This window comes from Paenibacillus sp. LT-B23 (assembly GCF_059417685.1).
Map to the genome: position 1 here is coordinate 196,933 of NZ_JBSQBM010000011.1, position 25,172 is coordinate 222,104.

The window sequence follows — 25,172 nt, forward strand, 5'->3', positions numbered from 1 at the left end:
TTCAACAGTTGAGCGTGCGGAAGGAGAAGTAAGTTTAATGTTAGGGTTATCTTTTTTTAAGGATATTTATTTAAATAGGAGATTGATTTTACAATTATCTGTAAAAGATCTAAAGGACAAGTATCTGGGATCGTATTTAGGTTTTCTTTGGGCAGTAATCCAGCCAACAATCTCTATACTAATCTTTTGGTTTATATTCCAAGTAGGATTCAAGTCCATGCCCGTTGATAATTACCCGTTCATTCTATGGCTTGTAGCGGGAATCATCCCGTGGTTTTTTTTCTCGGATGCCATTATGAATGCTACAAACTCAATAGTGAGCAATGTCTTTCTTGTGAAGAATGTAGTATTTAGAGTTAGTTTATTACCTATTGTGAAAATAGTATCTCCATTAATTATTCATTTGATTTTTTTGGTTATAATGGTACTGATGTTTTGGGGATATGGCTATCCACCGAATATATATTTTTTACAAATCTTTTATTATCTTTTTGCTATGTCTGTTTTCTTGCTTGGTATTTCTTGGATTACCTCTGCACTGGTTATTTTTCTAAAGGATGTAGGGCAAATATTAGCGATGTTATTACAATTCGGATACTGGGTAACTCCTATTTTATGGTCTCTAAAAATGATACCTGGAAAATATGAATTTCTTATTAAGTTGAATCCCATGTACTACATTATAGAAGGTTATAGGAATAGTTTAATTTTTAGAAGCTGGTTTTGGGAATATCCAAGGATGAGTTTGTATTTTTGGTTTGTGACTTTATGTTTTCTGTTTATTGGCGCTTTTATATTTAAGAGATTAAGACCTCACTTTGCTGATGTGTTATAAGGAGATATTTGAATATGAGTATAGCTATACAGGTAGAGAATATTTCAAAACAATATAAGTTGTATGAGCATCAAACGGATAGACTTAAAGAAGCAATTAACCCATTGCGAAAAAAATATCATACGAACTTTTACGCATTAAATGATGTGAGCTTCCATGTTAATAAAGGTGAGTCCTTAGGGATACTTGGGAAAAATGGTTCTGGGAAATCAACTTTACTTAAAATAATTACAGGTATCCTAACCCCTACCCGCGGTACCGTGAAAATTAGTGGTAAAATTGCTGCTTTGTTGGAATTGGGTGCAGGATTTAATCCTGAGTATACGGGGATTGAGAATATATATCTTAACGGTATGCTTATGGGATTTGAACAAGCGGATATGGATAAGAAAATAGAAAATATCCTTTCCTTTGCGGATATTGGAGATTTTGTATACCAACCCGTTAAAAACTATTCTAGCGGGATGTTCGCAAGATTAGCATTTGCTGTAGCCATAAATGTAGAACCTGAAATTCTTATAATTGACGAGGCATTATCAGTCGGAGACATATTTTTTCAGCAAAAATGCTTTGAGAAAATAAAGACTATGAAGAATGACGGAGTAACTATTTTATTTGTTAGTCATGATGTTACCAGTATAAGTACATTATGTGACCGATGTGTTCTATTGAATAAGGGAGAAGTTTTTTCGCAAGGTGAGCCTAGAAGGATCATTAACGATTATGTGAAACTGTACAATACTAATAATGAGATCACCCAAAAAATAGAAAGAGTCAATAAAATAGTTGAAAAGGAATCCTCATTGGTAGACATTGTAAGTGAGACTTCTTCTGAGGAATATCGATATGGCGATGAGACTGCAGTGATAAAAGAAATCCAGTGTATAAGTGAGGGTGATTCAGAGAGTCAGTGGCTAGTTTATACGCTGGATTCTTTTGAATTGAAGGTTACTGTTAAGTTTTTACAGTATTGTGAGAACCCTGTTCTTGGATTTTATATAAAGAATAAGAAGGGACTTGAGATGTATAGTGGTAATACTCACTATCTTAATCAAAATATAGGACCAGTAAAAAGAGGAGAAGAAATTATCGTTACTTTTTCGCAAAAAATGTATCTTGCTCCTGATGAATATATAGTATCGGTAGGGTTATCTGATTATGTAGAAGGAACGAGCCGCCCACTGGATAGAAGATATGATGTTAACAAGATAACCGTTAAGTCGGAAAGGACTGTAATAGGTTTGATGGACATGGATTCTACAGTTGAAATAATTAAAGGTGGTTAATTATGAAGAAAATTGCTCAGGTCGGTACATTTAATGTTGATAACTTAGGTGATTTGCTTTTTCCCATGGTTTTTGAAAAAATTGTGAATGATATTTGTAGTCATTCAAACGAGGCATATGAAATCAAGTTTTTTAGCCCCAATTGTATGCAATACACACCGACCTACACAGATCAAAAGCAAGTAGAGGATATTATACAATTTGATAATTACTCTTTCGATAAGGTTTTTATTGGTGGAGGCGATTTGTTAAGGTCAGATGACTGGTCTATTAATAGTCTTTATGAAGAGAGTAGACTTAGCTTCAGTAATATTATTTCTCCTACTGATGCTAGTATTGAGAATTGTTACACAATTGGTTTAGGTGTTCCCTTTCAATTAGATGAGGGTTTCTCAAGATATGTGAAAAATTCATTTGCCAGATTTAAAGCCGTATCAGTAAGAGATCAGAGGTCAAGCAAGTTTCTGTCTGATGTCGGTATAAGTAGTGAAATTGTACCTGACTTGGTATTATGTATTTCTAAATATTTCCCTAAGGCATCTCTTGAATCCACTTTGGACTCTTTAGCAACTGATAGTCAATATCTATTAAAAAAAGGGGAGTACATTGTTTTTCAGGCTAACGATAATGTTATCTCCAAGGAAGAGGTTAAAGACGTAGCTGTTTTCCTCAATATTATTTCCAAGAGCCTTGGTTTACCTATTGTCCTTATTTCAATTGGTGAGTGTCTTGGGGACAATGAATTATATGATCAACTTGCACCTCTACTTGCTGACTCTTATTTAATTAATAAAGAAAATATACCTTTACTAACTTTGGTGGATAAAGTGGCTATTTTAGCAAATGCAAAAGGTTTTATTGGATCGAGTCTACACGGAAATATCATTTCATACAGTTACGGCATCCCTCATGTGACTTTTTCTGGCGAGTATTCCACTAAGTTAACAGGCTTTTTTGAACTCATCCAAAAAAGTAATTACTGTCTGAGAAAACCAGTCTATATGCTGGACAAAGCTGAGTATATAGTTGATTACTTTAGGAGTGGAATAGATAATACTCATGAACTCAGGGATCTTTCCAACAGAATATTTAACTTCGTAAAAAATGCCCTGCTTGATCTTTCTGAAAATAAAAATGCTTTATCTTACTCTAAAGAGCTGGACCAGCTATATAAAGTTGAACAAGCTATAATTAATAAGAAAGAGCTTGAAGTGTCATCTTTGTGGAAGAGGGTCAATACCTCTGAAATCGTGTTTAAAGAGACGTATGCTCAGAATGAGGCTTTATGGGAGCGGGTTAACAGTACTGAGACGCTTCTGTCTCAAGAAAGAGAGCAGATACAAAAACTGTGGGAAAGAGTAAACCAAAGCGAGTCCAAAAATAGTGAATTGGAAAATAATATTAACTTAGCCCAGAGTAGTATAAAACAATTGAATGAAAAACTAGAGAATCTTCAAGAGCAAAAAAACGTATTAACAGATGAGAATCGAAGACTCTTGCTGATCGAAAATGAGTATAAGAATGTAATGAGCAGTTTTATATACTATTTAAAACATAAAAAAATAAAAAAAGGGAATTTATAACCATGAATGAATTGAATCAATTAGCCTCTGTAATTATTCCCACAAAAAACGGAGGAGATATATTCAAAAAAGTATTGGTGGAAGTTTTGAATCAGGATTTGGGAGCTCCTTTTGAAATTGTTATTGTAGATTCCGGGTCTTCTGATGGAACAGTTGTATTTATACAAGATATGCAAAAACAAAATGAAAACATCGTTCTGAAGCAAATTATGCCCAAAGAGTTTGGGCATGGGAAAACAAGGAATCTAGGAGCCTCTTTAGCCAGTGGTAAATACCTTGTGTTTATTACTCAAGATGCCTTGCCCTACGATCAGTTTTGGTTGAAAAACTTGGTTTCGTGCTTTGATTTAGATGAGGACATAGTGGGTGTATTCGGCAGGCACTTGCCTTATGATGATTGCGATATTTTTGAGAAGCATAACATCATAACACATTTTAATAATTTTGGTGCAGAGACAACAATATATTATTTGGATGATCAAGAGAGATACAATAGGGAAGAAGGATACAGACATTTATTATGTTATTATTCGGATAATTCCTCGGCAATGCGCAAAAAAATTTGGGATATAATTCCTTATCCAGAAGTGGATTTTGCTGAGGATCAGCTGTGGGCAAGGCAAATAATTGAAAGAGGGTACAAGAAGGCTTACTCTCCCCAATCAGTAGTTTACCATTCTCATAATTATACGTTTAAGCAGCAGTTTAAACGCTATTATGACGAGTATAAGGGCCTGTACCGAATTTATAATTACACTTCTGTTAAGAGTGTTTTTTTATTGCCAGCATATATAGCTAAACACTTTATAAGTGATGTTAGGTTTCTGCGCCACAACACCAATATAAGTCGAAAAAGAAAACTATATTGGGCTGCTTACTCTTTAGTTAAAAATACAATAAGGTACTCAGGTGCCTATTTAGGAGTTTTGGGAAACAAGTATACGTCACTTAATCGGTTGTTTTCAAGAGAATACAAATTAATAAATAAGTAATAATGAGGGCTGATCATGTATAATGTGTTTCTTTATAATGCTAAAAAAGCAGCAAAGATTATTCGGTCGCAAGGAGTTATAAAAGGCAGTAAAACCGTGGTCTCAAAAATAAAGAAGAAAAATGAGATTGCTGTAACGAAGAAAAATGTTTTTAAGTTCTATCATTATTTGTTACTGGAAAATAAAGCGGCTAAATTAAGTAATAGGCTTGGAAATGAGTTGAGCCTGGCATGGTTTATTCCTGACTTTGGGATTGGATCAGGCGGTCATCTGAATATATTTAGAATTGTATATTTATTAGAGAAATTAGATGTTAAATCAGATATATATATTTGTGGTGAATCTCAATGGGGGGACTCAGCCAGTGTTAAAGGGGTTATCGGGAATTACTTCTTTCCACTAAAGTCTAATGTTTATATACTTGATGACAAGGTTGATGTAAACATCGAATATGATGTTGCTGTTGCGACTTCTTGGCAAACAGCCTATTATGTTAGGTCTTTTGATAAGTGTGTGAAAAAAGTATATTTTGTGCAAGATTTTGAGCCTTATTTTTACGCACCAGGAAGTGCGTATTCATTTGCAGAACAAACCTATAAATTTGGCTTCTATGGAATAACGGCAGGTGAATGGCTTAAAGAAAAGCTGGCATCAGATTACGGTATGATATGTGAAAGTTTTAGTTTTTCATACGAAAAAGATCTTTATAAGCCACAGGAAAAACGGGATAAGGAGATACGAAGAGTCTTTTTTTATTCCCGGCCGCCTACAGAGCGAAGAGGCTTCGAACTGGGGATTTTAGCTTTGAACGAATTTTGCAAGAAGAATCCGGACGTTGAGGTTGTTATGGCTGGTTGGGATGTTTCTGAGTACGAAATACCCTTTAAGCATTTTAATGCTGGTGTAGTCAGAATTGAAGAATTATCACATTTGTATGGCCAGTGCGATGTATCATTAATTTTATCTTTTACAAACTTGTCTTTACTACCTCTGGAATTGATGGCGTCTGGATGCCCGGTTGTAATTAATCGGGGTAGAAATAATGACTGGATCGATCCCGATAAAAATATGTTTATTTATGTGGAAGATAATGTGAATGAAATTGTAGAGGCCCTCGATCAAGTTGTGAATAAAAAAGTAGACGTTCAAATTCTAATGGATAATGCGAGTGATCTGCTGGAGAACTCATCCTGGGAAAAAGAAGCAGAAAAAATTCAAACGTATCTCTTTAAAATATTGGAGGGTTAAATGGAACATGTTGTGATCATTGGTTGTGGATATCTAGGTTCACATTTGGCCAATTATTTTCATGAAAAAGCTTGGTCTGTGACGATTATGGGCAGAGACTCGGAGTACTCGCATTTGCTTTCAGAAGGAATAAGATTTGTTGGGGCTGACATAAACGATATGGAAGAACTCCAAAAATATATTAAGCAAGACGACATTGTTTTATACGCAGCTGGTTCAATTAACGCAACAAATATGTTTTCAGATGTGTTAGCAGACATAGAATCCTATTATACTTCTTTTGTAAAACTTATTGAATTCTGTAGCTATGTTAAAGTAAAAAAATTTGTGTTTTTATCCTCTGCAGGAACAGTATATGGCAATACCTTGGCCCGAGCCAAAGAGGATGATTCCATGAATCCAATCAATATATATGGGTTACAGAAAGTCTTTTTTGAAAATTTAATTAAAATTAAGCACAATGAAACCAATAATTTGCCTTATCTTATTTTGAGGGTTACCAATCCTTATGGAGGATTCCAGAATCCCAATAAGAAACAAGGAATCATCCCAGTCTTAATTAATAAGGCGCTAAATAAGGAAGAATTTATATTCTGGGGTAATATTCAGGCTGTTCGCGATTTTATATTTATAGATGATTTTCTGGAAGCGACTTTCCGTGCGATTAAGTTGGTTGATCAAGAGATATTAAATATTGGCAGTGGAGTAGGCACTTCTATAAGTCAGGTTATTTCAATAGTCGAGCAAAGAACGAATCAGAAAATAAACATTGAATATAAAAATACAGGGCAAACTACAATTATGAAAAATGTGGTTAATACAGATAAATTAAATAGTCTAACGGCGTATTACCCATCAACTACTCTTGAAGATGGAATAGCCTCTATTATTAAAGGGAACACGAAAGAAACATAAAATAGGTAAATTGTTTTTGAATATAAGGTCTATTTTTTATATTGGGAGGTTTTTTTATGAAAGGTATAATTCTTGCAGGAGGTACAGGCTCTCGCCTCTATCCCTTAACCAAAGTAACAAATAAACATCTGCTGCCTGTGGGTAAATATCCAATGATTTTCCACTCTGTATCCAAGCTCAAGCAAGCTGACATTCAGGATATTCTTATCGTTACAGGTAAAGAGCATATGGGAGATGTCGTTAACCTTCTTGGTAGCGGTCGTGAAATGGGCGTAACATTCACTTATAAAGTTCAGGATGAGGCAGGTGGGATTGCACAAGCCCTTGATCTGGCTGAACAATTTGTAGGAGACGATCAAATGGTTGTTATTTTGGGTGATAATGTATTTGAAGATGATATTGCACCATTTGTGGATAATTTCCGTAATCAAATCACCGGGGCGAAGATCCTTCTTCAACAGGTACAAGATCCACACCGTTTTGGAGTGGCTGAGCTTGAAGGTGCACGGATTGTGTCTATTGAAGAGAAACCTAAAGATCCAAAAAGCAATTATGCTGTAACAGGAATTTATATGTTCGATCATAGTGTGTTTGAAATTGTAAAAACACTTGAACCATCAGCTCGAGGAGAACTTGAGATCACTGATGTTAACAATGCATATATTGCTAATGGAACATTAACATACGATGTTCTTCAAGGATGGTGGACAGATGCGGGAACCCACCCATCTCTTGCACGTGCTAATGAATTAGCCAAGGATATCGTCTTTGGTGAAGAATTTGGAAAATTAAAGCTTTAAATAAAGGGAGGATACGAACTATGAAGGTAATCCCTTTGGAACTGGAAGGTGCAAAAATAATTGAACCGGTGGTCCATGGTGATCATCGTGGTTATTTTATGGAGAGCTACAATGAGCAGATCATGAAAGACAACGGTATTGACCATGCTTTCATTCAGGATAATCAGTCGTTATCTGTAGAGACTGGAGTTATTCGTGGCTTGCATTATCAGCTTGATCCAAAAGCACAAACAAAACTCATTCGTGTGATCTCAGGAGCTATCTATGATGTGATTCTGGATATTCGTAAAAGTTCCCCGACATTCGGTCAATGGGTTGGTGTAATTTTGAGTGAACACAATAAGCGTCAATTACTGGTCCCTAAAGGTTTTGCCCACGGATTCTGTACGCTTGTGCCTAATACTCAGGTGTTTTATAAGGTAGATGAGTATTATTCACCTGAAAATGATCGTGGTATACTCTGGAATGATCCGGCGCTTGGGATTGATTGGCCTACTTCCCATGCAATTCTTTCGGAGAAGGATCAGAAGCACCCTGTATTAGCAAATGCAGAGATTAATTTTGAATAGATATGGAACGATAAAGTAAGAGTATAATCCATTGTTGTCCGTTCCTTTTTGATTTAAGTGCATGTTATGTATATATTGGAAAGTATTTTAGGAGGTCTTTATGAAACTTCTTGTCACCGGCGGTGCCGGATTTATTGGTAGTAACTTTGTATTATATATGCTGAAACAGTATCCAGATTACGAAATTGTGAATATAGATGCGCTTACGTATGCAGGTAACCTGGAAAATTTGAAGTCCATCGAAAATCATCCCAAGCATACCTTTGTGAAAGCGGATATTACCGACGCTCAAGCGATTGACCAACTGATGCAGCAAGGAATTGATGTGGTGGTGAATTTTGCGGCAGAGTCGCATGTCGATCGGAGTATTTTGGAACCGGAAGTGTTTGTGAAGACGAACGTTCTTGGTACACAGGTGCTGCTGGACGCAGCTAAGAAATATAACGTGACCAAGTTTGTACAGGTATCCACAGATGAGGTGTACGGTTCTTTGGGTGAAACAGGCTTGTTTACGGAGGAAACTCCGCTGCAGCCTAATAGTCCTTACTCTGCGTCCAAGGCAGGAAGCGATCTGCTGGTTCGTGCATATCATGAAACCTTTGGTCTACCTGTGAATATCACGCGTTGTTCCAACAACTATGGCCCATATCAGTTTCCGGAAAAACTGATTCCGCTAATGATCTCACGTGCATTGAGCGATCAGCAACTACCCGTATACGGGGATGGTTTGAATATCCGCGATTGGTTGTATGTTGAGGATCATTGCAGTGCAATTGATCTGGTCATTCATCAAGGGAAGCTTGGTGAAGTATACAATATCGGTGGAAATAACGAACGGACGAATGTGCATATAGTCAAAACGGTATTGGAGGAGCTGGGCAAGCCAGAATCTCTAATTTCGTATGTGCAGGATCGTCCAGGTCATGACCGCCGTTATGGCATTGACCCAACAAAGACCATGAATGAGCTGGGCTGGAAGCCAAAGCACTCTTTTGAAACAGGCATTAAAGAAACGATTCGTTGGTACTTGGACAACGAAGAATGGTGGACTCGCATTCAATCCGGCGAATACCAGCAATACTATGCAAAGCAGTACGGTTCCCGCATGGGGGATGCATAAAGATGAAGGTGCTAGTTACTGGAGCATCGGGTCAACTTGGTAAAGACGTAGTAAAGGTTTTTCAGGAGCAAGGAAATGATGTCCTTGGATACGATCGGGAACAGCTAGATATAACGAATTTGGAGCAAGCTGTGAAGATCGTAGGGCAATATCAACCTGACGCTGTCGTCCACTGTGCAGCATATACAGCAGTGGATGCGGCGGAAACCGATGTAGACGGGGCTTATCAAGTGAATGCAGCAGGAACACGTAATATGGCACTGGCTGCGGAAAAAGCAGGAGCCAAGCTGGTGTATATCAGCACAGATTACGTATTCGATGGAACAGCGGAGCAGCCATATCATGAGTATGACAATACAAATCCGCAGAGTATTTACGGAAAGTCCAAGCGGGCCGGGGAGATATTGGCTCAGACACTTTCCTCCAGATACTTTATTGTTCGTACTTCATGGGTATATGGATTGCACGGGAACAATTTTGTTAAAACGATGCTGAAGCTTGGACAGGAAAAGCCGCACCTTCAGGTCGTAAACGATCAGAAAGGCTCACCTACCTATACGGTAGATTTGGCTCGTTTTTTGGCGGAGTTGCTTCAAACCGAGAAGTATGGCGTATATCATGCGTCCAATAGCGGTTCTTGCACATGGTATGAATTTGCACAAGCAATTTTTGAAGAAGCAGCGGACATATTGGACGCTACGATAATTGCGACACTTGAGTCATGCGCGACTGATCAGTTTCCGAGACCGGCAGCACGTCCAAGTAATTCGGTTATGGAGCATATCGCAATTCGTACGAACGGCTTGAACAATCTTCGCCATTGGCGGGAAGGCTTACATGACTTTATAAAAGAACTGGCTGATTTTCGAAATGATAATTAGAATGTTAAAAATCCCCCTATATGCTACAGAGATTGGGGGATTTTTTCTTGTGCTTTGTGAGAAGTACAGTCTATAGTGTATATAGTAGCCTGAATATATTGATTAATAAGAACACGGGTGTGTTTTACAAGGGGGGGATCATCTGCTAGCTTCCAGAGTTCAGATTCTATTATCTACTTACAACGGAGAACAGTATATTGACGAGCAAATTTTAAGCTTAATTAGACAAGAAGGCGTGTCAGTTCAAATATTAATTCGTGATGATGGTTCAACAGATAGTACTGTGGAAAAGCTGGAGTATCTTAAAAAGCTGTATCCACAGCAAATCGTTATATTTAAGGGTGAGAATAAGGGGGTTACTCAAAGTTTTTTTGATCTCGTTTTGATGTCTTCCAATGAGTTTGATGTTTACGCATTTTGTGATCAAGATGATGTTTGGAATAAGGATAAGTTAATAAGCGCGGTATCCTCTCTAAATGAGCTTGCTACTAACGTTCCATTAATGTACTGTTCTGCAACCCAAATGGTGGATAAGCAACTATCTCCTATAAAAATATGGCCTATACCGCCGCAAAGACCTTTGTCTCTTTACAATGCATTGATTGAAAATGTATGTGTTGGTTGTACAATGGTATTCAATAAAAATACAATGGAATTAGTAAAAGAAAACCTCCCATTAAATATAAATAATGTCATCATGCACGATTGGTGGATCTACTTGTGCGTTTCATCCTTTGGAAGGGTTTTTTTCGATCCCGAGCCAAGGATTCTCTATCGGCAACATCAAAACAATGTTCTGGGGGGAGCATCAGATGGATGGAGAAGCAAGTGGAGCAAAAGATGGAATAGATTTTTGAACGGAAAAAATCATTATATTTTAAGTAAACAGGCTAAAGAGTTTGCAGAGACATTTCAACAGAGGTTTGATTATCAAAAACAACAGGAGATTGCCGAATTTCTTAGTTTTCAGAGCAAAAATATAATTGAGCGTGTAATATATATGTTCCGAACACCATTTTATAGACAGTCTGTAATTGACAATTTGATATACAAGTTTGTTTTTATTATAGGTAAACTCTAAAAATGGTTGAATTAACGCTTCAGCACTTTTGAGCTACGCAATGAAGTTTTATAAAATTTAAGTTAACTGAGCTCCTCATAGAAGTTATGTTATACATTTTCATAGCGGCACAAATAATTAAGCAGACGATTATGAGTATCTGGACTATTGAAAGGATGTTTACCTGAATGTATTTATTACCTACAAGCAACAAACTTAAGACTATCTACAGTATAATTTTTATTATCATAGCAGCAGTAGTAGCTTTTTTTGTTAAAGACACCGGTAATCGCAATATACTTTTTTTGGCCTATATTAATTTGTTTATTTTTGCTTTCTTTCTGTACATTTTATTGAAACTGAATTTTGTACGGAGCCGAAAAGAGGCGATTCTATACACATTATCTTTTATTTGTATAGCGTTACTAGGAACCGTGATTATAAGTTATATTTATTCTATTGAACGAACGATATACTTTTCGGATAATGCTTTTTATTGGAGTAAGAGTAATGTTTTTTTCAATGATCTCAATAAGAGTTTTTTTGAAATAATTTATAATGTGTATCAGTCTGTCCTTCATGAAGATTACAATGATTTGGTGCTTTTATTTTTATCTCCTTGGATTAAAGTATTTGGTTTTGGGTATAAAGGATACATACTCAGTGTCTTTTTTGCTTTTATACTACCAGCTTTATTTTTCTTTGTTGTACTGTCCAGTAATCTTATTAGGGATATTAAAGAGAATAAAGAGAAAGATGTACAAATAGGTGGTATCTTATTGGTTGTAACACTTATGATTTTTTCTTTTAGTGGCGTGGTGTATTCCAGCTTGATTGGTTACCTTGATGGAGTAGGCCTTATATCTATTATGATGCTGTATCTTCTTTTGTATAAAAAGAGAATACAATCACTTAGTATTCAGGATATTATAATTATGGTTATTCTGCTGATTTCACTTGCTTTTTTGCGCAGATGGTATTCTTATTTCGTAGTATCTTTTTTCGCAGCAGTATTTATCACTGAACTTATTAAGACCCTTTGGGATAAACAATATGGGTTAAAGGAATTCTTTCGCAGTGTTTCAAAACTGTTTGTAATTGGAGTAGGATGCTTGTTAGTCTTATTTTTATTTTTCAAGTCTTTTATTCTACTGAGTATACGTGACGTAGGTAAAGGCGTATATGAGTATAATAATCATCCTCCTCTGGATAAATTAATTGAGATGTTTAATTATTTCGGTTTAATTACTATGACTTTGGTATTAACTGGGGCGATTATTGGTGTCGCTTTTAAAAAGACTCGATATTTTGCAATTTTTTCAATATTGCAGAGCTGCTTCGCTTATCTATTGATTACATCGGAGCAGGGCATGTCACCTCAGCATATTTTATTGGTTTCAACAGGTATGATGGTGCTTGTTTTTATGAATTACAATTATGTGTTTTTAATAAAAAAATGCTCTGTTAAACTATCGATATCCAAGATGAGTTTGATCTTCAAACTATTGCTTACAGTTTGTTTAGCGATAAGTATGCTATTTATAGCTAATGGCTATTTCGTTAATTTGCAAACCACTGTTGGAAAGGTATCCCTATTACCGAAACACACTGAGCCTAGAGTTAACAATGATATTGATCAGATCAAGGACATAACTAAATTTTTAAATAGTGTGTCAAGTCCAAGCAAACCTGTATATGTCATTTCAGGCGGCTGCTGTTATGATGATATTTTCAATAATTTGTATCTTCCTGATCAAAAAAATGCATTAAACTATTTAGTTCGTTCATCCTACAATGATGCTTTAGGATTTCCAGATTTATTATTAAGGTCTGGGTTTGTTGTAGTAGTTGAACCAATTGTATCGGATGAAATGGTTGTAAGGAAAACCGCTGAGTATTTCCTCAATGGTCGATTTGATAATTATTCTGTGATAAAGACAGTTAATATGGTCAGCAATACAAAGGTCACTATTTTTGAGCGCATGAAGCCATTTTCCAATTCTTCATTGCAGGCTCTAAATGAAATGCAAAAAGAGTTTTTTGACAAATATCCTGACAAAAAAGAACTGTATACATTTTCTGATTATAGAGTTAATATTTCAAAAACTTACTCTGGATTGCCTGATGTTGAAGTTAAGTTAACGCCGGATAACATAACTATTCACCCTGGAGAAACCAACGATGTTCAAAGTGTTTCCTATGTAGAAGTAGATTCGCAAAAATCTCTTGAAAGATTATCCTTTACTGCTTCTATGGAAACGAAAGATAAAGATATAGCCAAGATACCGGAAGCTGCGGAAGTATATTTAACGATATTAGGGGATGGGAAACAGATAAAAAAAGAGTATATTACAATTAACAATCCCAGAGTATTCGATGTAGATATTTCTCAATATCAAAAAGTGGTGATTCAGGTTGATAAGGGGAAATTCTCAAATAATAATGATACTACTTTAATCAGTAATATTAAATTTAAATAATTATGCTTGTAAAGAAGGGGCTTCCATGTTTAAAACTATAACAATTCTTATACCTGCGTATAATGAAGAAGAAGTTATTTACCAACTTTATTCTCGCTTAACCAGAGTAATTGACTCTATTACAGGTTATCATTTTGAATTATTATTCGTAAATGACGGAAGTAAGGATAACACAGTTGAAATTCTTAAAGATTTAAGCAAGAAGGATAAAAGAATCTCATTAGTGGATCTATCACGTAACTTCGGAAAAGAGATTGCGATGATTGCTGGATTAGATTTTTGCATGGGGGATGCTGTGGTGATTATTGATGCGGATCTTCAAGATCCTCCTGAATTAATTATAGAGATGATTAAATATTGGGAGCAAGGCTATGATGACGTATATGCAAAGCGGGCAACCAGAGCCGGGGAAACTTGGTTTAAAAAATGGTCAGCCTCTAGTTTCTATAAGTTGCTTCAGAAAATGAGCAGGATTCCTATACAAGAAAATACAGGGGATTTTCGTTTGCTCGACAGGCGCTGTATAGAGGCATTAAAACAGTTAAGAGAAACACAAAGGTATACAAAAGGTATGTTTAGTTGGATTGGATTTAAAAAGAAGGAGATTTTATTCAATCGCGACTCTCGTGCGGCGGGAGAAACAAAATGGAATTATTATAAACTTTTAGATTTGGCTATTGAAGGAATTACCTCTTTCACAACGGTACCCCTAAGATTATCTGCAATGCTGGGGGTGTTCATTTCAATAGGTGCATTTTTTTACATGATTTTTATTATAACTAGAACGCTTGTTTTCGGGGGCTCCGTCGCTGGCTATGCTTCACTTATGACAGTAGTTTTATTCCTTGGAGGAATACAATTGTTATCTCTCGGTATTATTGGCGAATATTTAGGAAGAGTATTTAATGAAACCAAAAGAAGACCACTGTATTTTGTGAAAGAGTATAACAATGGCAAGGATGCTATCTCGGAACAAAAACAAATGGAAAATAGATTCTTTCAGGGTCGGATATGAAATTAGGTAAGGAGTTTTTGAATTACGCTGTTTTTGGAGTTCTTACAACAATTATAAATTTGATTGTATATGCCTTCTTCACAAAAGTAATGGGTGCAGATTATAAACTTTCTATTACCGTCGCTTGGTTAATATCTATAATATTTGCTTTTGTAACGAATAAACTATATGTGTTTAAAAAAAATGACTCTCGATTGACTTTGTTGTCTAAAGAATTCATCTTATTCCTCCTTATCAGATTATCATCTCTTTGTTTGGAAATCATTTTAATGATTGTGCTAGTCCAAAATGTACGGATGGATGATTTTCTAGCAAAAATTATTGTGAATTTTATAGTTATAGCAGTAAATTATTTGGCGAGCAAATACATTGTATTTATGAAAAAAACAAGTGAATAAACTGTTGGTAACTACCACTGTTTCACTTGATTAATTGACTGATTTGAGAGTGGATACAAATAGATGAACTGATTTCCTATAAGTAGGACAGGCGCTCTTATTGCGGAAGGATTTCTAACTCGTTATTTCCGGTTATATCAAGATGTCAGCTGCTCATGATTGATGTTGTGTAAATGGTGCGTCTCCTCATTTTACATGAAATCAGCCATGAGCTTTTTTTATGCTCTTAACATGCTCCATATGTCGTACATCTACAATTTTTAATTGAAAACCTAAACACTATGTTCTGCATGGATAATAAAGAAGTTCTGGATTTCAATACCCCCGACAAGCCGCATCTAAAAATATTTATCGTTATTTTTTCTGTTAATCCAGTTGGAGAGCAAATGAAAGGATAGAGGCCTCGTTTTGTAGTTATGCCTACATGTTCATTGTATTTTTTAACAGACATGACTATTTTACAAAAACATCATCGAATACATGTTCCTTTATGGAAAAATATAGTATAATTGAAGGGTGCAACCGATATAGGCTGGCAAGGGCGGTCGGCTAACTCTCCCGAGGAGGGGGTGAAGCCTGTGACAGTGTTTGAGGCGCTCAGTTTAATGCTGACGTTCGGGGCGTTGATCGTCACACTGTTAGAGTTTAACAAACGAAAATAGACCGCCCCCGAAAGGAAGGGTCTATTTTCGGCCTGATGTTCCAAAACCGTCCGCTCTTGGAGCGTTGGTTGCGCAGGGGCTGGCTGGCACCAGCCCTTTTTCCATGTATATCTTACCACGATGATTTTTATACCTCAACCGAGGATTTTACAAAAATCTAAAAAGCGACTTCCAATGAACAATATATAGATCGAAACGTTTTCGTTCGTCTATATTTGCACTTTGAAGCGGCTGGAATCGAATTTTGCAAAATCCTGCTAACTGTGTAAGGTTACAAGTTATGTGCTTTTTTGCGCCCCGTGATCTGTTGGGTATGTTATAATAGTCGATAGTAGAATAGATTACTGAATTTGTCAGGAGCGTTTTAAATATGGATGTAAGCATACTGGTCGTCAACTATAATACATGCCGTTTGACGCTGGATTGTTTGCAGTCGGTGTATGCGTCAGAGACGCAATATCGATATGAAGTGATTGTTATCGACAATCACTCCAATGATGGGTCTGTGGAAGCCATTCGTGCTGCCTATCCGGAGATTACGTTGATTGCCAATGAGGATAACACAGGTTTTGCCAAGGCAAACAATCAGGGCATCGAGGTAGCGGGCGGGCGTTACGTATTGTTGCTGAATTCCGATACTCTGGTGCAACCGGACACGCTGGATACGATGATTCGGTTCATGGATACGAATCCGGAGATGGGAGCATCGGGCTGCAAGGTTATTTTGCCGAATGGTTCGCTGGATAAGGCCTGTAAGCGTGGGTTTCCAACGCCGTCTGCCTCCTTTTATTACGCCTTCGGCTGGTCGAAGCGTTACCCGGATAACCCCAAGTACAATCAATACCAGCTCGGGCACTTAAGCCCGGATGATGAGTATCCAGTGGATGTGCTGGTGGGTGCTTTTATGCTGGTGCGTCGGGAGACGATTGAGCAGGTCGGCGGCTTGGACGAAACCTTTTTCATGTATGGCGAGGACATTGATTGGTGTTACCGGATTAAGCAGGCGGGATGGGGCATTTACTACTATCCGCGCACATATATTATTCATATCAAAGGTGGCAGCGCTCGTCGTCGTCCTTTGAAAATTATTTACGAGTTTCATAGAGCCATGTGGGTATTTCACCGCAAGCATTATAAACAGCAGTACAGCTGGATCACTAATATGGTTGTATATGCGGGAATTACGGTGAAATTTGGAATGGCCTTTTTGAAAAATAAGCTCACTGCACCGGCCAAGCCAGACAGTGGCGAACAATCTCGTACCGAGGTGAAAGCATGATACGCAGAAATCAACGTTTTTTAACCCAATTGTATATTGTGGCGGATTTCGCGGTCATTCAGTTATCCTTTCTGATCGCCTGGTTCTTCAAATTCGAAAGTGAATGGATTACCTATCAAGAGCCGCTTCCTATTCAAGTCTATGGAGGCTGGAGCTTAATCTACGGTCTGATTGCCGTGGTGCTGGGGATGTTATTCTCTCTCTATTCACCCAAACGCAAAAAACGGTTTGCAGACGACGTATTTCGCGTCACCCAGATTCATATTGTTGGCCTGTTCGTGCTGTTGAGTGTCATGTTCTTCGTAAAGCAAATTGACATTTCGCGGTCCTATCTGGCGATCTATATGATTGGGAACGTACTGCTTATTTTATTCTATCGATATTTTTTGAAGCAGGTACTTAAAGCTCTCCGCCAAAAAGGCTACAACAAGCAGTTCATGCTCATTCTCGGGGCGGGTACTCTGGGCCAGCGTTTTTATCATAATCTTGGACAGTATCCTGATCTGGGATATGAAGTGGTGGGTTTTCTGGATGATAAGCGTCACTGGGATGAAGAGGAAGAAGAGCATTTCCGCCCAATCCTTGGAGGCTTGGATCAGTTAGAAGCTACGCTGTCGAGCATGATGATTGACGAGGTCATTTTGGCTCTTCCGCTGGATGCACATGATAAGTATCCCAAGATTATCAACATGTGTGAAAAGGCTGGGGTGCGCACGCTCATCATTCCCGACTTTTTTGATTACTTGCCGTCTCGACCGTATTTTGATAACTTTGCAGGCATGCCAATGATCAATGTACGGGATATTCCGTTGGATGTGGCGGGGAACCGATTGTTTAAACGTTTGTTCGATATTCTGTTCTCGCTGTTCGCTATTATTTTGACTTCTCCGGTTATGCTGGCAGTGGCGATTGGCGTGATGACGACATCGAGAGGGCCGGTCATTTTCAAACAGGAGCGGGTGGGTCTGAATCGGCGTACCTTCATGATGTACAAATTCCGCTCGATGAAGGTATTGCCACCAGGGACTGAGGATACAGGCTGGACGACGGCCAATGATCCCCGGCGTACTCGCTTTGGCACCTTTATTCGTAAAACGAGTCTCGACGAGCTGCCGCAATTTTTTAATGTGCTGCTAGGAGATATGAGCGTTGTCGGCCCTCGTCCGGAGCGCCCGTATTACGTGGATCAGTTCCGCGAGGAGATTCCAAAGTACATGGTGAAGCACCATGTTCGTCCTGGTATTACAGGCTGGGCACAGAGCAACGGGTTGCGTGGTGACACGTCCATTGAGGAACGGATTAAGCATGATATCTTCTATATTGAGAATTGGTCGCTCTTATTCGATATTAAAATTATTTTCCGCACCATCCGCAACGGTTTCAAGAATGCGTATTAATCCAGATTTGACCCTTCGGTTCAGCCGGAGGGTGTTTTTGTGTCTGGAAGTTGTTTTGAGTGTGCGCATGCAGGGTATTGACCTGTACGAAAAGGATGTGACACCCTATGAAACGACTGATTGCGGCGGTAATTCTATTAATGTTGATTGGCACGTTTTTATTGGCTTACAGAGGGCAATCCACGGAGGAGCATACCGGTTTTACCACCCATCGTGTGATTTCGCATGCTATGGGAGCCGTTGACGGTTTAGCCTATACCAATGCGCGTGAAGCGTTTGTGAATAATTATAAAAAAGGCAGCCGCGTGTTCGAGGTCGACCTGATGTTTACTTCGGACAGGCATTTGGTGGCGCGCCATGAATGGACAGAGTCTTTTACAGAGCAAATGCAGCAGGAGCAGGTAGTTGGTAAAGAACAGGGAGGGAAGCCCTGGAGCTACGAGCAATTCAAAAACACCCCCATTTACGGCTCCTATACCCCGGTAGACTGGAATGATGTATTGGATCTGTTAGAGAAATACCCGGATGCCTATGTCGTGACCGATACAAAAGAACAGGACCCGGCCCAAATAAAACAGTTGTTTGCGCAACTGACCCGTCAGGCACAGGAGAAAAATCCGGAACTTTTATCTCGCATCGTCCCGCAAATTTATGACGAGGAAATGCTGCGAACGCTGCGTAGCATTTATCCCTATACCTCCATTATTTATACGCTTTATGCGACAGAAGATACGGATGACCAAATCATCCGGTTTGTACAACAAAACGATATAACGGCAGTGACTTTGCCAGAAAACAGGGTTAGTGGTGCTTTAGTGGAAAGTTTGCGGCAGGCGGGGGCGGTGTGTTACGTAAATACAATTAACGATCTAAAAGATGCTGCTGACTACGAACAGATGGGTGTGCGCGGATTCTATACGGATGTTTTAACGGAAAAGGAACTCCAAAAACGCAGTTGGCTGTACGCGTTACGGCCCTGAGATATGTGAACAGAGTGTTCCCATCGAATACGAACATTGACACCTTTTGAGCACTGTCATAGACTTAGCATAGAACGCTTTTGGATATTGGAATCCGGTTAGACCGGATCGTGGCAAAAGCACAATGGATGCTGGAGGAATGTGTGTTGGCAGATTCGATTCAATCATGGAGGCATGTATTTAAGCTGGACCCTGACAAGGAACTGGACGATGAGGGACTGGATGCCATATGCATGTCTGGTACGGATGCCATTATGGTAGGAGGCTCATCGGGCATTACCTATGAAAATACGGTGGATTTGCTGTCGCGGGTTCGGCGTTATGAGGTGCCATGTGTACTTGAAGTGTCCGATCTGGAGGCTGTGGTGCCGGGGTTTGATCTGTATATGATTCCAATGGTGCTTAATACCACGGACAGTAATTGGATCGTAGGACAGCATCAGCGTGCGATTGAGCAGTTTGGTTATATGATCCCTTGGGATTTACTTGTGACGGAAGGATATATTGTTTTGAACGGTGATTCCACGGTCGCCAAGCTTACAGGGGCGGATACATCGCTTGATGTCTCATCTGCCGCCTCATATGCACAGGTTGCTGACAAGCTTATGCACCTGCCAATTGTATATGTGGAGTATAGCGGTACGTTTGGGGATATGGAGCTGGTACAAAGAATACATCGCAATACGGAGTGCGCCCGTGTCCTATACGGAGGAGGTATCGTGGATAAATCTACCGCGTTACAAGCGGCTGCCGTTTGTGACACCATTGTAGTAGGGAACATCATTTACCGTGACTTGGCGAAAGCGCTGGAGACGGTGGCTGTGAAGTTGGAAGTATAGAACGTGATTTTATGGAAGCTTGCAGAAAGGAGCATGCACGCATGCAATCAATAGATATACACGAGGCTGTAGCCCGCCTCAATCCGCCTCAGCGTCAGGCAGTGGAGGCGATAGACGGACCGCTGCTGATTATGGCTGGGGCAGGCAGTGGAAAGACCCGAGTGCTTACGCACCGGATTGCCTACCTCATCGCGACCCGCAAGACGGCTCCATGGGGCATTTTGGCGATTACCTTTACAAACAAGGCCGCGCGTGAAATGCAGGATCGCGTATCCAAGCTGATTGGCCCGCAGGGGAGAGATGTGTGGGTATCCACTTTTCACTCTATGTGTGTGCGTATTTTACGTCGGGACATCGAGCGAATCGGATTTACCTCCAATTTCAGCATTCTCGATTCCACGGATCAATTGTCTGTCATTCGGAGCTGCATGAAGGATCTGAACATAGACACCAAAAAATTCGAGCCCAAAGCGGTTCAGTCCATGATGAGTACAGCTAAAAATGAACTGGTCACTCCTGAAATGTATGAGCGCAAGATTGGTGACTATTTCGAGGGAATTGTGGCGAAGGTATATACCAAATACCAACAACGTCTCAAAAACAACAACTCTCTGGATTTTGATGATCTGATTATGGCAACGATTCAACTATTTAAAGAAGTACCTGAGGTGCTTGATTTCTATCAGAAAAAATTTCAATACATTCATGTCGATGAATATCAGGATACGAACCGTGCGCAGTACATGCTGTGTAAAATGCTGGCTGACCAGCATCACCGAATTTGCGTAGTTGGCGATAGCGATCAGTCCATCTATCGTTGGCGCGGGGCGGATATCAGCAACATTTTGAACTTTGAAGAGGACTATCCGGAAGCGCGTACCATTTTACTGGAACAAAACTATCGGTCAACCTCGAATATTCTGAATGCCGCCAATGAAGTGATTGGTCAAAATACGGGCCGCAAGCCGAAGAAACTATGGACTGACAAAGAAGGCGGGGCCAAGATTAAAGTTTACCGGGCTGACTCGGAGCATGATGAGGGCTATTTTATCGCCTCGGAAATTCATAAAAATATCAATGCAGGCAAAACCTATAGCCATCATGCTATTTTGTACCGTACCAATGCTCAGTCACGGGTTGTCGAGGAAATTTTGATCAAATCGGATATTCCGTACCAGATCGTTGGCGGCATCAAGTTCTATGATCGTAAAGAGATTAAGGACTTGCTGGCGTACCTTCGCCTACTCTCCAATCCTGATGACGATATCAGCTTGATCCGAATCATTAATGTGCCAAAACGGAGTATTGGGGATACAACGGTCGGTAAATTGCAAGCAGCCGCAGCGGAGCGTGGAGTTTCTATTTTCCGTGTGTTGCAGGTGGTAGACGATTTGGGCTTTGCCGGACGTACGCGCAATGCGCTTGTAGAGTTCTACGATATGATCGAAGGCTTGAGTCGCATGGTGGACTATCTCTCGGTCACCGAGTTAACGGAAAAAATGCTGGAAACCAGCCAATATCGACTGGAGCTGCAAAACGAGAATACGCTTGAATCACGCTCACGTCTGGAGAATATTGATGAGTTCCTGTCGGTAACGATGGAATTTGAAAAAGGAGCGGAGGACAAGTCACTCGTCTCCTTCCTGACCGATCTTGCTCTTATCGCGGATATTGATTCCATGAATGACGATGAAGAGGAACAAAGCGATGCGGTTGTATTGATGACCATGCATAGCGCAAAAGGACTGGAGTTTCCGATTGTATTTATTGTCGGTATGGAGGAGGGAGTATTCCCTCACAGTCGGGCCTTTTTGGATAATGAAGAGTTGGAGGAAGAGCGCAGATTGGCGTATGTCGGGATTACCCGTGCAGAGGAGCAACTGTTTCTTACATGCGCACAGATGCGCACGCTGTTTGGCCGTACCACCGCTAATCCGCCTTCCCGCTTTCTTGAAGAGATTCCGGAAGAGCTCAAAGAGGATACAATTATCAAACGTGACCGCTACCGCCGCTCAGGCAATGTAGGCGGCTCTTATGGCGGACGTGGACTGGGTAATACCAACGGTAGTAACTTTGGCGGAGAACGTTCCTTTGATACGATGAGCCGCAGTGGTTCGTCCGCTTCTGCGTCGCCCCGCGTAACCGTTACAACATCTTCATCCGCGAAACCAACTCCGGTTGCTTCGGCAGGAGGTCCCTCCATTTTTGCTGCCGGAGACAAGGTGCAGCATGGCAAATGGGGAATTGGAACCATTGTAGCTGTAAAAGGTACAGGCAATGATATGGAGCTTCAGATCGCTTTCCCGGCTCCAGTAGGGGTTAAACGCCTGCTGGCTGGCTTTGCACCGATTACAAAAGTAGAATAAATCTCAAACATCATTAAATCTCGAACCTCACAGTGGCAGCGTGGTTTAGGCCTCTGCCCTGATGAAGTTCCCGGAGGGATACGCCTGCATGAATCCAATGCACAGGATGGAGCAGCTTGTTGCTGAGCTGAACACATATAACTATCATTACTACACACTGGATGAGCCCAAGATCAGCGACAAAGAATATGATGTGCTTTATGACGAGCTGGTAGCGCTTGAACAGACGAGCGGTCTTGTGCTGCCAGATTCGCCGACACAGCGTGTGGGCGGGGAGTTACTCAAAGGCTTCACACCACATCGCCATCTGGCCCCGTTATGGAGCTTGGATAAAGCACAGAATGTGGAGCAGCTGCGTGCCTGGAACGCGCGTGTCGTGAAGCTGGTCAACGATTACAACACCAAGAACCCGGAGCAGCCTTTACCGCCTCTAGGATATGCGATAGAGCTTAAATTTGATGGACTGACGCTGAACCTGACTTATACCGACGGGAAGCTGGTACAGGCTTCTACACGCGGCAATGGCGTGGTGGGCGAGGGAATATTGGCACAGGTGAAAACCATTAAATCCGTGCCGCTTACGATTCCTTTTCAGGATGGGACCATTGAAGTACAGGGAGAAGGCATTATGAATCTGTCTGTGCTGGCCAAATATAATGAGACCGCTGTGGACCCTCTTAAAAATGCACGCAACGCCGCAGCAGGTGCTCTGCGTAATTTGAATCCCAAAACAACAGCAGAACGACGATTGAATGCATTTTTCTACAATGTGGGGTACGCGGACCGCATCCAGTTTAGCAGCCACCAGGAGATGATGACGTTCCTGCGTGACAATTATTTTAAGGTGAATCCGTATCTGACTTACTTTGACGATTTTGATGATGCTATGGAACAACTGACTGATATCGAAAAGTCTCGTACTGGACTGGATTATCTCATTGACGGGGCGGTACTCAAAATTACGGATATGCGCACACGTGAGGTTCTCGGCTATACCGATAAATTTCCGCGATGGGCAGTGGCGTATAAGTTCGAGGCGGAGGAAACGACCACGGTGCTTAACTCTGTTGAGTGGAATGTAGGTCGTACAGGTAAAATTACGCCACTGGCAAGGGTAGAACCGGTAGAGCTGGCGGGAGTCACCGTACAAAATTGTACACTAAACAATGCTGGGGATATCGAGCGGAAAAATCTGAAGTTCGCTTTGGGTGCTCGTGTGTTTATCCGCCGTTCGAATGATGTCATTCCGGAAATTTTGGGAAAAGTTACGTCTGAGGACGACGGAGAGGAAATTATCGTACCGGATCATTGTCCGGCCTGTGGATTCCCGTTGCAGCAGCGAGGGGCTCATTTATTCTGCGATAATAAGCTGGGGTGTAAGCCACAAATTGTGGCTCGTATTTCCCATTTTGCGTCACGTGACGCCATGGATATTGAAACCTTCAGCGACAAAACGGCAATCCAGTTGCATGACGAACTGGAAGTGCGCGAGCCTGCGGATCTGTATACACTTCAATTCGATGATCTTGTGAAGCTGGAGCGATTTGGTGAGAAAAAAGCCAATAACCTTCTGGCAGCGCTTGAGCAGAGTAAAGAGAGGGATTTGGCTTCATTCCTTTATTCCCTTGGTATACCGAATACCGGTAAAGCGACTACACGCATGTTGGCTGATCATTACCGTGATTTGCACAAGGTCATGTCCGCTACGGTAGAGGAATTAATAGAATTGCCGGATGTGGGCGGGATTGTAGCTGAGAGTATCGTTGCCTTCTTTGCTGATCCATTTACCCAAGCGGGGATTGAAAAGATGTTATCCCTAGGGGTAAAGGCTCAGGCTCCCGAAGCTCCTCAGGAGAAGAAGACAGATAGCTTTTTCAGTGGCAAAACGGTTGTGCTTACAGGTACCTTGCATCAGCTTACGCGTGATGAAGCTGCTTCTAAGCTGGAGGCACTCGGAGCCCATGTGACTGGGTCTGTATCCAAAAAGACGGATTTGGTCATAGCTGGTGAAAAGGCAGGAAGTAAGCTGGCCAAGGCCCAACAGCTCGGAATTGATACCATAGAAGATGAGAATGAGTTCATCAGACTGCTGGAGCAAGAATAATTAGATTGCAAGAGTACAGCCATTCCGTTCTATTACGGGTTGGCTGTTTTGTTATCTACTGTTTAAAGTAGGAGGTATTATAGCTGTGGAAAAAATAAATTAAAAAATGCTTGCTAAATAACTTTAGGCATGTTACATTATTAGACGTTGCTTTGAGAATAACATTTCTCGAAGCGGAGGATGCTGAAAAGAAAATCAAAAAAAGATTTGACAAGAAAGCAACCGACATGGTATGATCTAATTCCTGACTCGTTGAAGAAACGAGGACAGACAAGTTCTTTGAAAACTGAACAAATGGATGATGAAAATAAAGATTTCTTCTTTATATAAAGAAGAATCGCTAGCATTAAAAATGAGCGAATC

General features: G+C 40.2%; 21 protein-coding genes. All 21 read left to right on the top strand.

Annotation, left to right across the window (positions count from 1 at the left end):
• Positions 1-37: 37 nt before the first annotated feature.
• The 21 genes from ACWXW9_RS15650 to ligA all read left to right on the top strand — a co-directional run bounded on the left by ACWXW9_RS15650 (position 38) and on the right by ligA (position 24,809).
• Positions 38-835 carry an ABC transporter permease gene (locus ACWXW9_RS15650; protein WP_494930151.1) on the top strand — a complete coding sequence of 266 codons (798 nt, stop codon included), beginning with the start codon at positions 38-40 and terminating at the stop codon, positions 833-835.
• Positions 836-849: 14 nt separating this feature from the next.
• On the top strand, positions 850-2,121 hold the full coding sequence (locus ACWXW9_RS15655; protein WP_494930152.1) for an ABC transporter ATP-binding protein: 1,272 nt from the start codon (positions 850-852) through the stop codon (positions 2,119-2,121).
• 2 nt (positions 2,122-2,123) lie between these two features.
• The gene (locus ACWXW9_RS15660; RefSeq protein WP_494930153.1) at positions 2,124-3,704 is read left to right on the top strand and encodes a polysaccharide pyruvyl transferase family protein; all 1,581 of its coding nucleotides are present in this window, start codon (positions 2,124-2,126) and stop codon (positions 3,702-3,704) included.
• Positions 3,705-3,706: 2 nt separating this feature from the next.
• Positions 3,707-4,696 (top strand): glycosyltransferase family 2 protein, encoded by a 990-nt coding sequence (locus ACWXW9_RS15665; protein WP_442435453.1) that lies wholly within the window; start codon positions 3,707-3,709, stop codon positions 4,694-4,696.
• A gap of 15 nt (positions 4,697-4,711) precedes the next feature.
• Positions 4,712-5,944, top strand: coding sequence for a glycosyltransferase family 4 protein (locus ACWXW9_RS15670; RefSeq protein ID WP_494930154.1), 1,233 nt, complete (start codon positions 4,712-4,714; stop codon positions 5,942-5,944).
• The gene (locus ACWXW9_RS15675; RefSeq protein WP_494930155.1) at positions 5,945-6,859 is read left to right on the top strand and encodes an NAD-dependent epimerase/dehydratase family protein; all 915 of its coding nucleotides are present in this window, start codon (positions 5,945-5,947) and stop codon (positions 6,857-6,859) included.
• 56 nt (positions 6,860-6,915) lie between these two features.
• The gene (locus ACWXW9_RS15680) at positions 6,916-7,659 is read left to right on the top strand and encodes a sugar phosphate nucleotidyltransferase (protein ID WP_494930156.1); all 744 of its coding nucleotides are present in this window, start codon (positions 6,916-6,918) and stop codon (positions 7,657-7,659) included.
• Between the two features lie 20 nt (positions 7,660-7,679).
• The gene (rfbC, locus tag ACWXW9_RS15685; RefSeq protein ID WP_494930157.1) at positions 7,680-8,228 is read left to right on the top strand and encodes a dTDP-4-dehydrorhamnose 3,5-epimerase; all 549 of its coding nucleotides are present in this window, start codon (positions 7,680-7,682) and stop codon (positions 8,226-8,228) included.
• A gap of 100 nt (positions 8,229-8,328) precedes the next feature.
• Positions 8,329-9,348 (top strand): dTDP-glucose 4,6-dehydratase, encoded by a 1,020-nt coding sequence (rfbB, locus tag ACWXW9_RS15690; RefSeq protein ID WP_494930158.1) that lies wholly within the window; start codon positions 8,329-8,331, stop codon positions 9,346-9,348.
• A gap of 2 nt (positions 9,349-9,350) precedes the next feature.
• Positions 9,351-10,229: a dTDP-4-dehydrorhamnose reductase gene (gene rfbD / locus ACWXW9_RS15695; protein WP_494930160.1), complete on the top strand. Its 879-nt coding sequence runs from the start codon at positions 9,351-9,353 to the stop codon at positions 10,227-10,229.
• Between the two features lie 208 nt (positions 10,230-10,437).
• A complete protein-coding gene (locus tag ACWXW9_RS15700) occupies positions 10,438-11,310 on the top strand; it encodes a glycosyltransferase (protein WP_494930172.1) in 873 nt (290 codons plus the stop codon).
• A gap of 167 nt (positions 11,311-11,477) precedes the next feature.
• Positions 11,478-13,769, top strand: coding sequence for a TgpA N-terminal domain-containing protein (locus ACWXW9_RS15705; RefSeq protein WP_494930161.1), 2,292 nt, complete (start codon positions 11,478-11,480; stop codon positions 13,767-13,769).
• Between the two features lie 25 nt (positions 13,770-13,794).
• Positions 13,795-14,784, top strand: a complete 990-nt coding sequence (locus ACWXW9_RS15710; RefSeq protein ID WP_494930162.1) for a glycosyltransferase family 2 protein — start codon at positions 13,795-13,797, stop codon at positions 14,782-14,784.
• A complete protein-coding gene (locus ACWXW9_RS15715) occupies positions 14,781-15,182 on the top strand; it encodes a GtrA family protein (protein WP_494930163.1) in 402 nt (133 codons plus the stop codon). Before ACWXW9_RS15710 ends, ACWXW9_RS15715 begins: the two co-directional genes overlap by 4 nt.
• 509 nt (positions 15,183-15,691) lie before the next feature.
• Positions 15,692-15,844, top strand: coding sequence for a putative holin-like toxin (locus ACWXW9_RS15720; RefSeq protein ID WP_494930164.1), 153 nt, complete (start codon positions 15,692-15,694; stop codon positions 15,842-15,844).
• Between the two features lie 370 nt (positions 15,845-16,214).
• On the top strand, positions 16,215-17,123 hold the full coding sequence (locus ACWXW9_RS15725) for a glycosyltransferase family 2 protein (RefSeq protein WP_494930165.1): 909 nt from the start codon (positions 16,215-16,217) through the stop codon (positions 17,121-17,123).
• A complete protein-coding gene (locus ACWXW9_RS15730) occupies positions 17,120-18,520 on the top strand; it encodes an undecaprenyl-phosphate glucose phosphotransferase (protein ID WP_134912270.1) in 1,401 nt (466 codons plus the stop codon). Before ACWXW9_RS15725 ends, ACWXW9_RS15730 begins: the two co-directional genes overlap by 4 nt.
• Before the next feature lie 107 nt (positions 18,521-18,627).
• The gene (locus ACWXW9_RS15735; protein WP_494930166.1) at positions 18,628-19,500 is read left to right on the top strand and encodes a phosphatidylinositol-specific phospholipase C/glycerophosphodiester phosphodiesterase family protein; all 873 of its coding nucleotides are present in this window, start codon (positions 18,628-18,630) and stop codon (positions 19,498-19,500) included.
• A 146-nt stretch (positions 19,501-19,646) separates the two neighbouring features.
• The gene (gene pcrB / locus ACWXW9_RS15740) at positions 19,647-20,339 is read left to right on the top strand and encodes a heptaprenylglyceryl phosphate synthase (protein ID WP_494930173.1); all 693 of its coding nucleotides are present in this window, start codon (positions 19,647-19,649) and stop codon (positions 20,337-20,339) included.
• Between the two features lie 41 nt (positions 20,340-20,380).
• Positions 20,381-22,705 carry a DNA helicase PcrA gene (pcrA, locus tag ACWXW9_RS15745; protein ID WP_494930167.1) on the top strand — a complete coding sequence of 775 codons (2,325 nt, stop codon included), beginning with the start codon at positions 20,381-20,383 and terminating at the stop codon, positions 22,703-22,705.
• Between the two features lie 88 nt (positions 22,706-22,793).
• Positions 22,794-24,809: an NAD-dependent DNA ligase LigA gene (gene ligA, locus ACWXW9_RS15750; RefSeq protein ID WP_494930168.1), complete on the top strand. Its 2,016-nt coding sequence runs from the start codon at positions 22,794-22,796 to the stop codon at positions 24,807-24,809.
• The last annotated feature ends 363 nt before the right edge of the window (positions 24,810-25,172 follow it).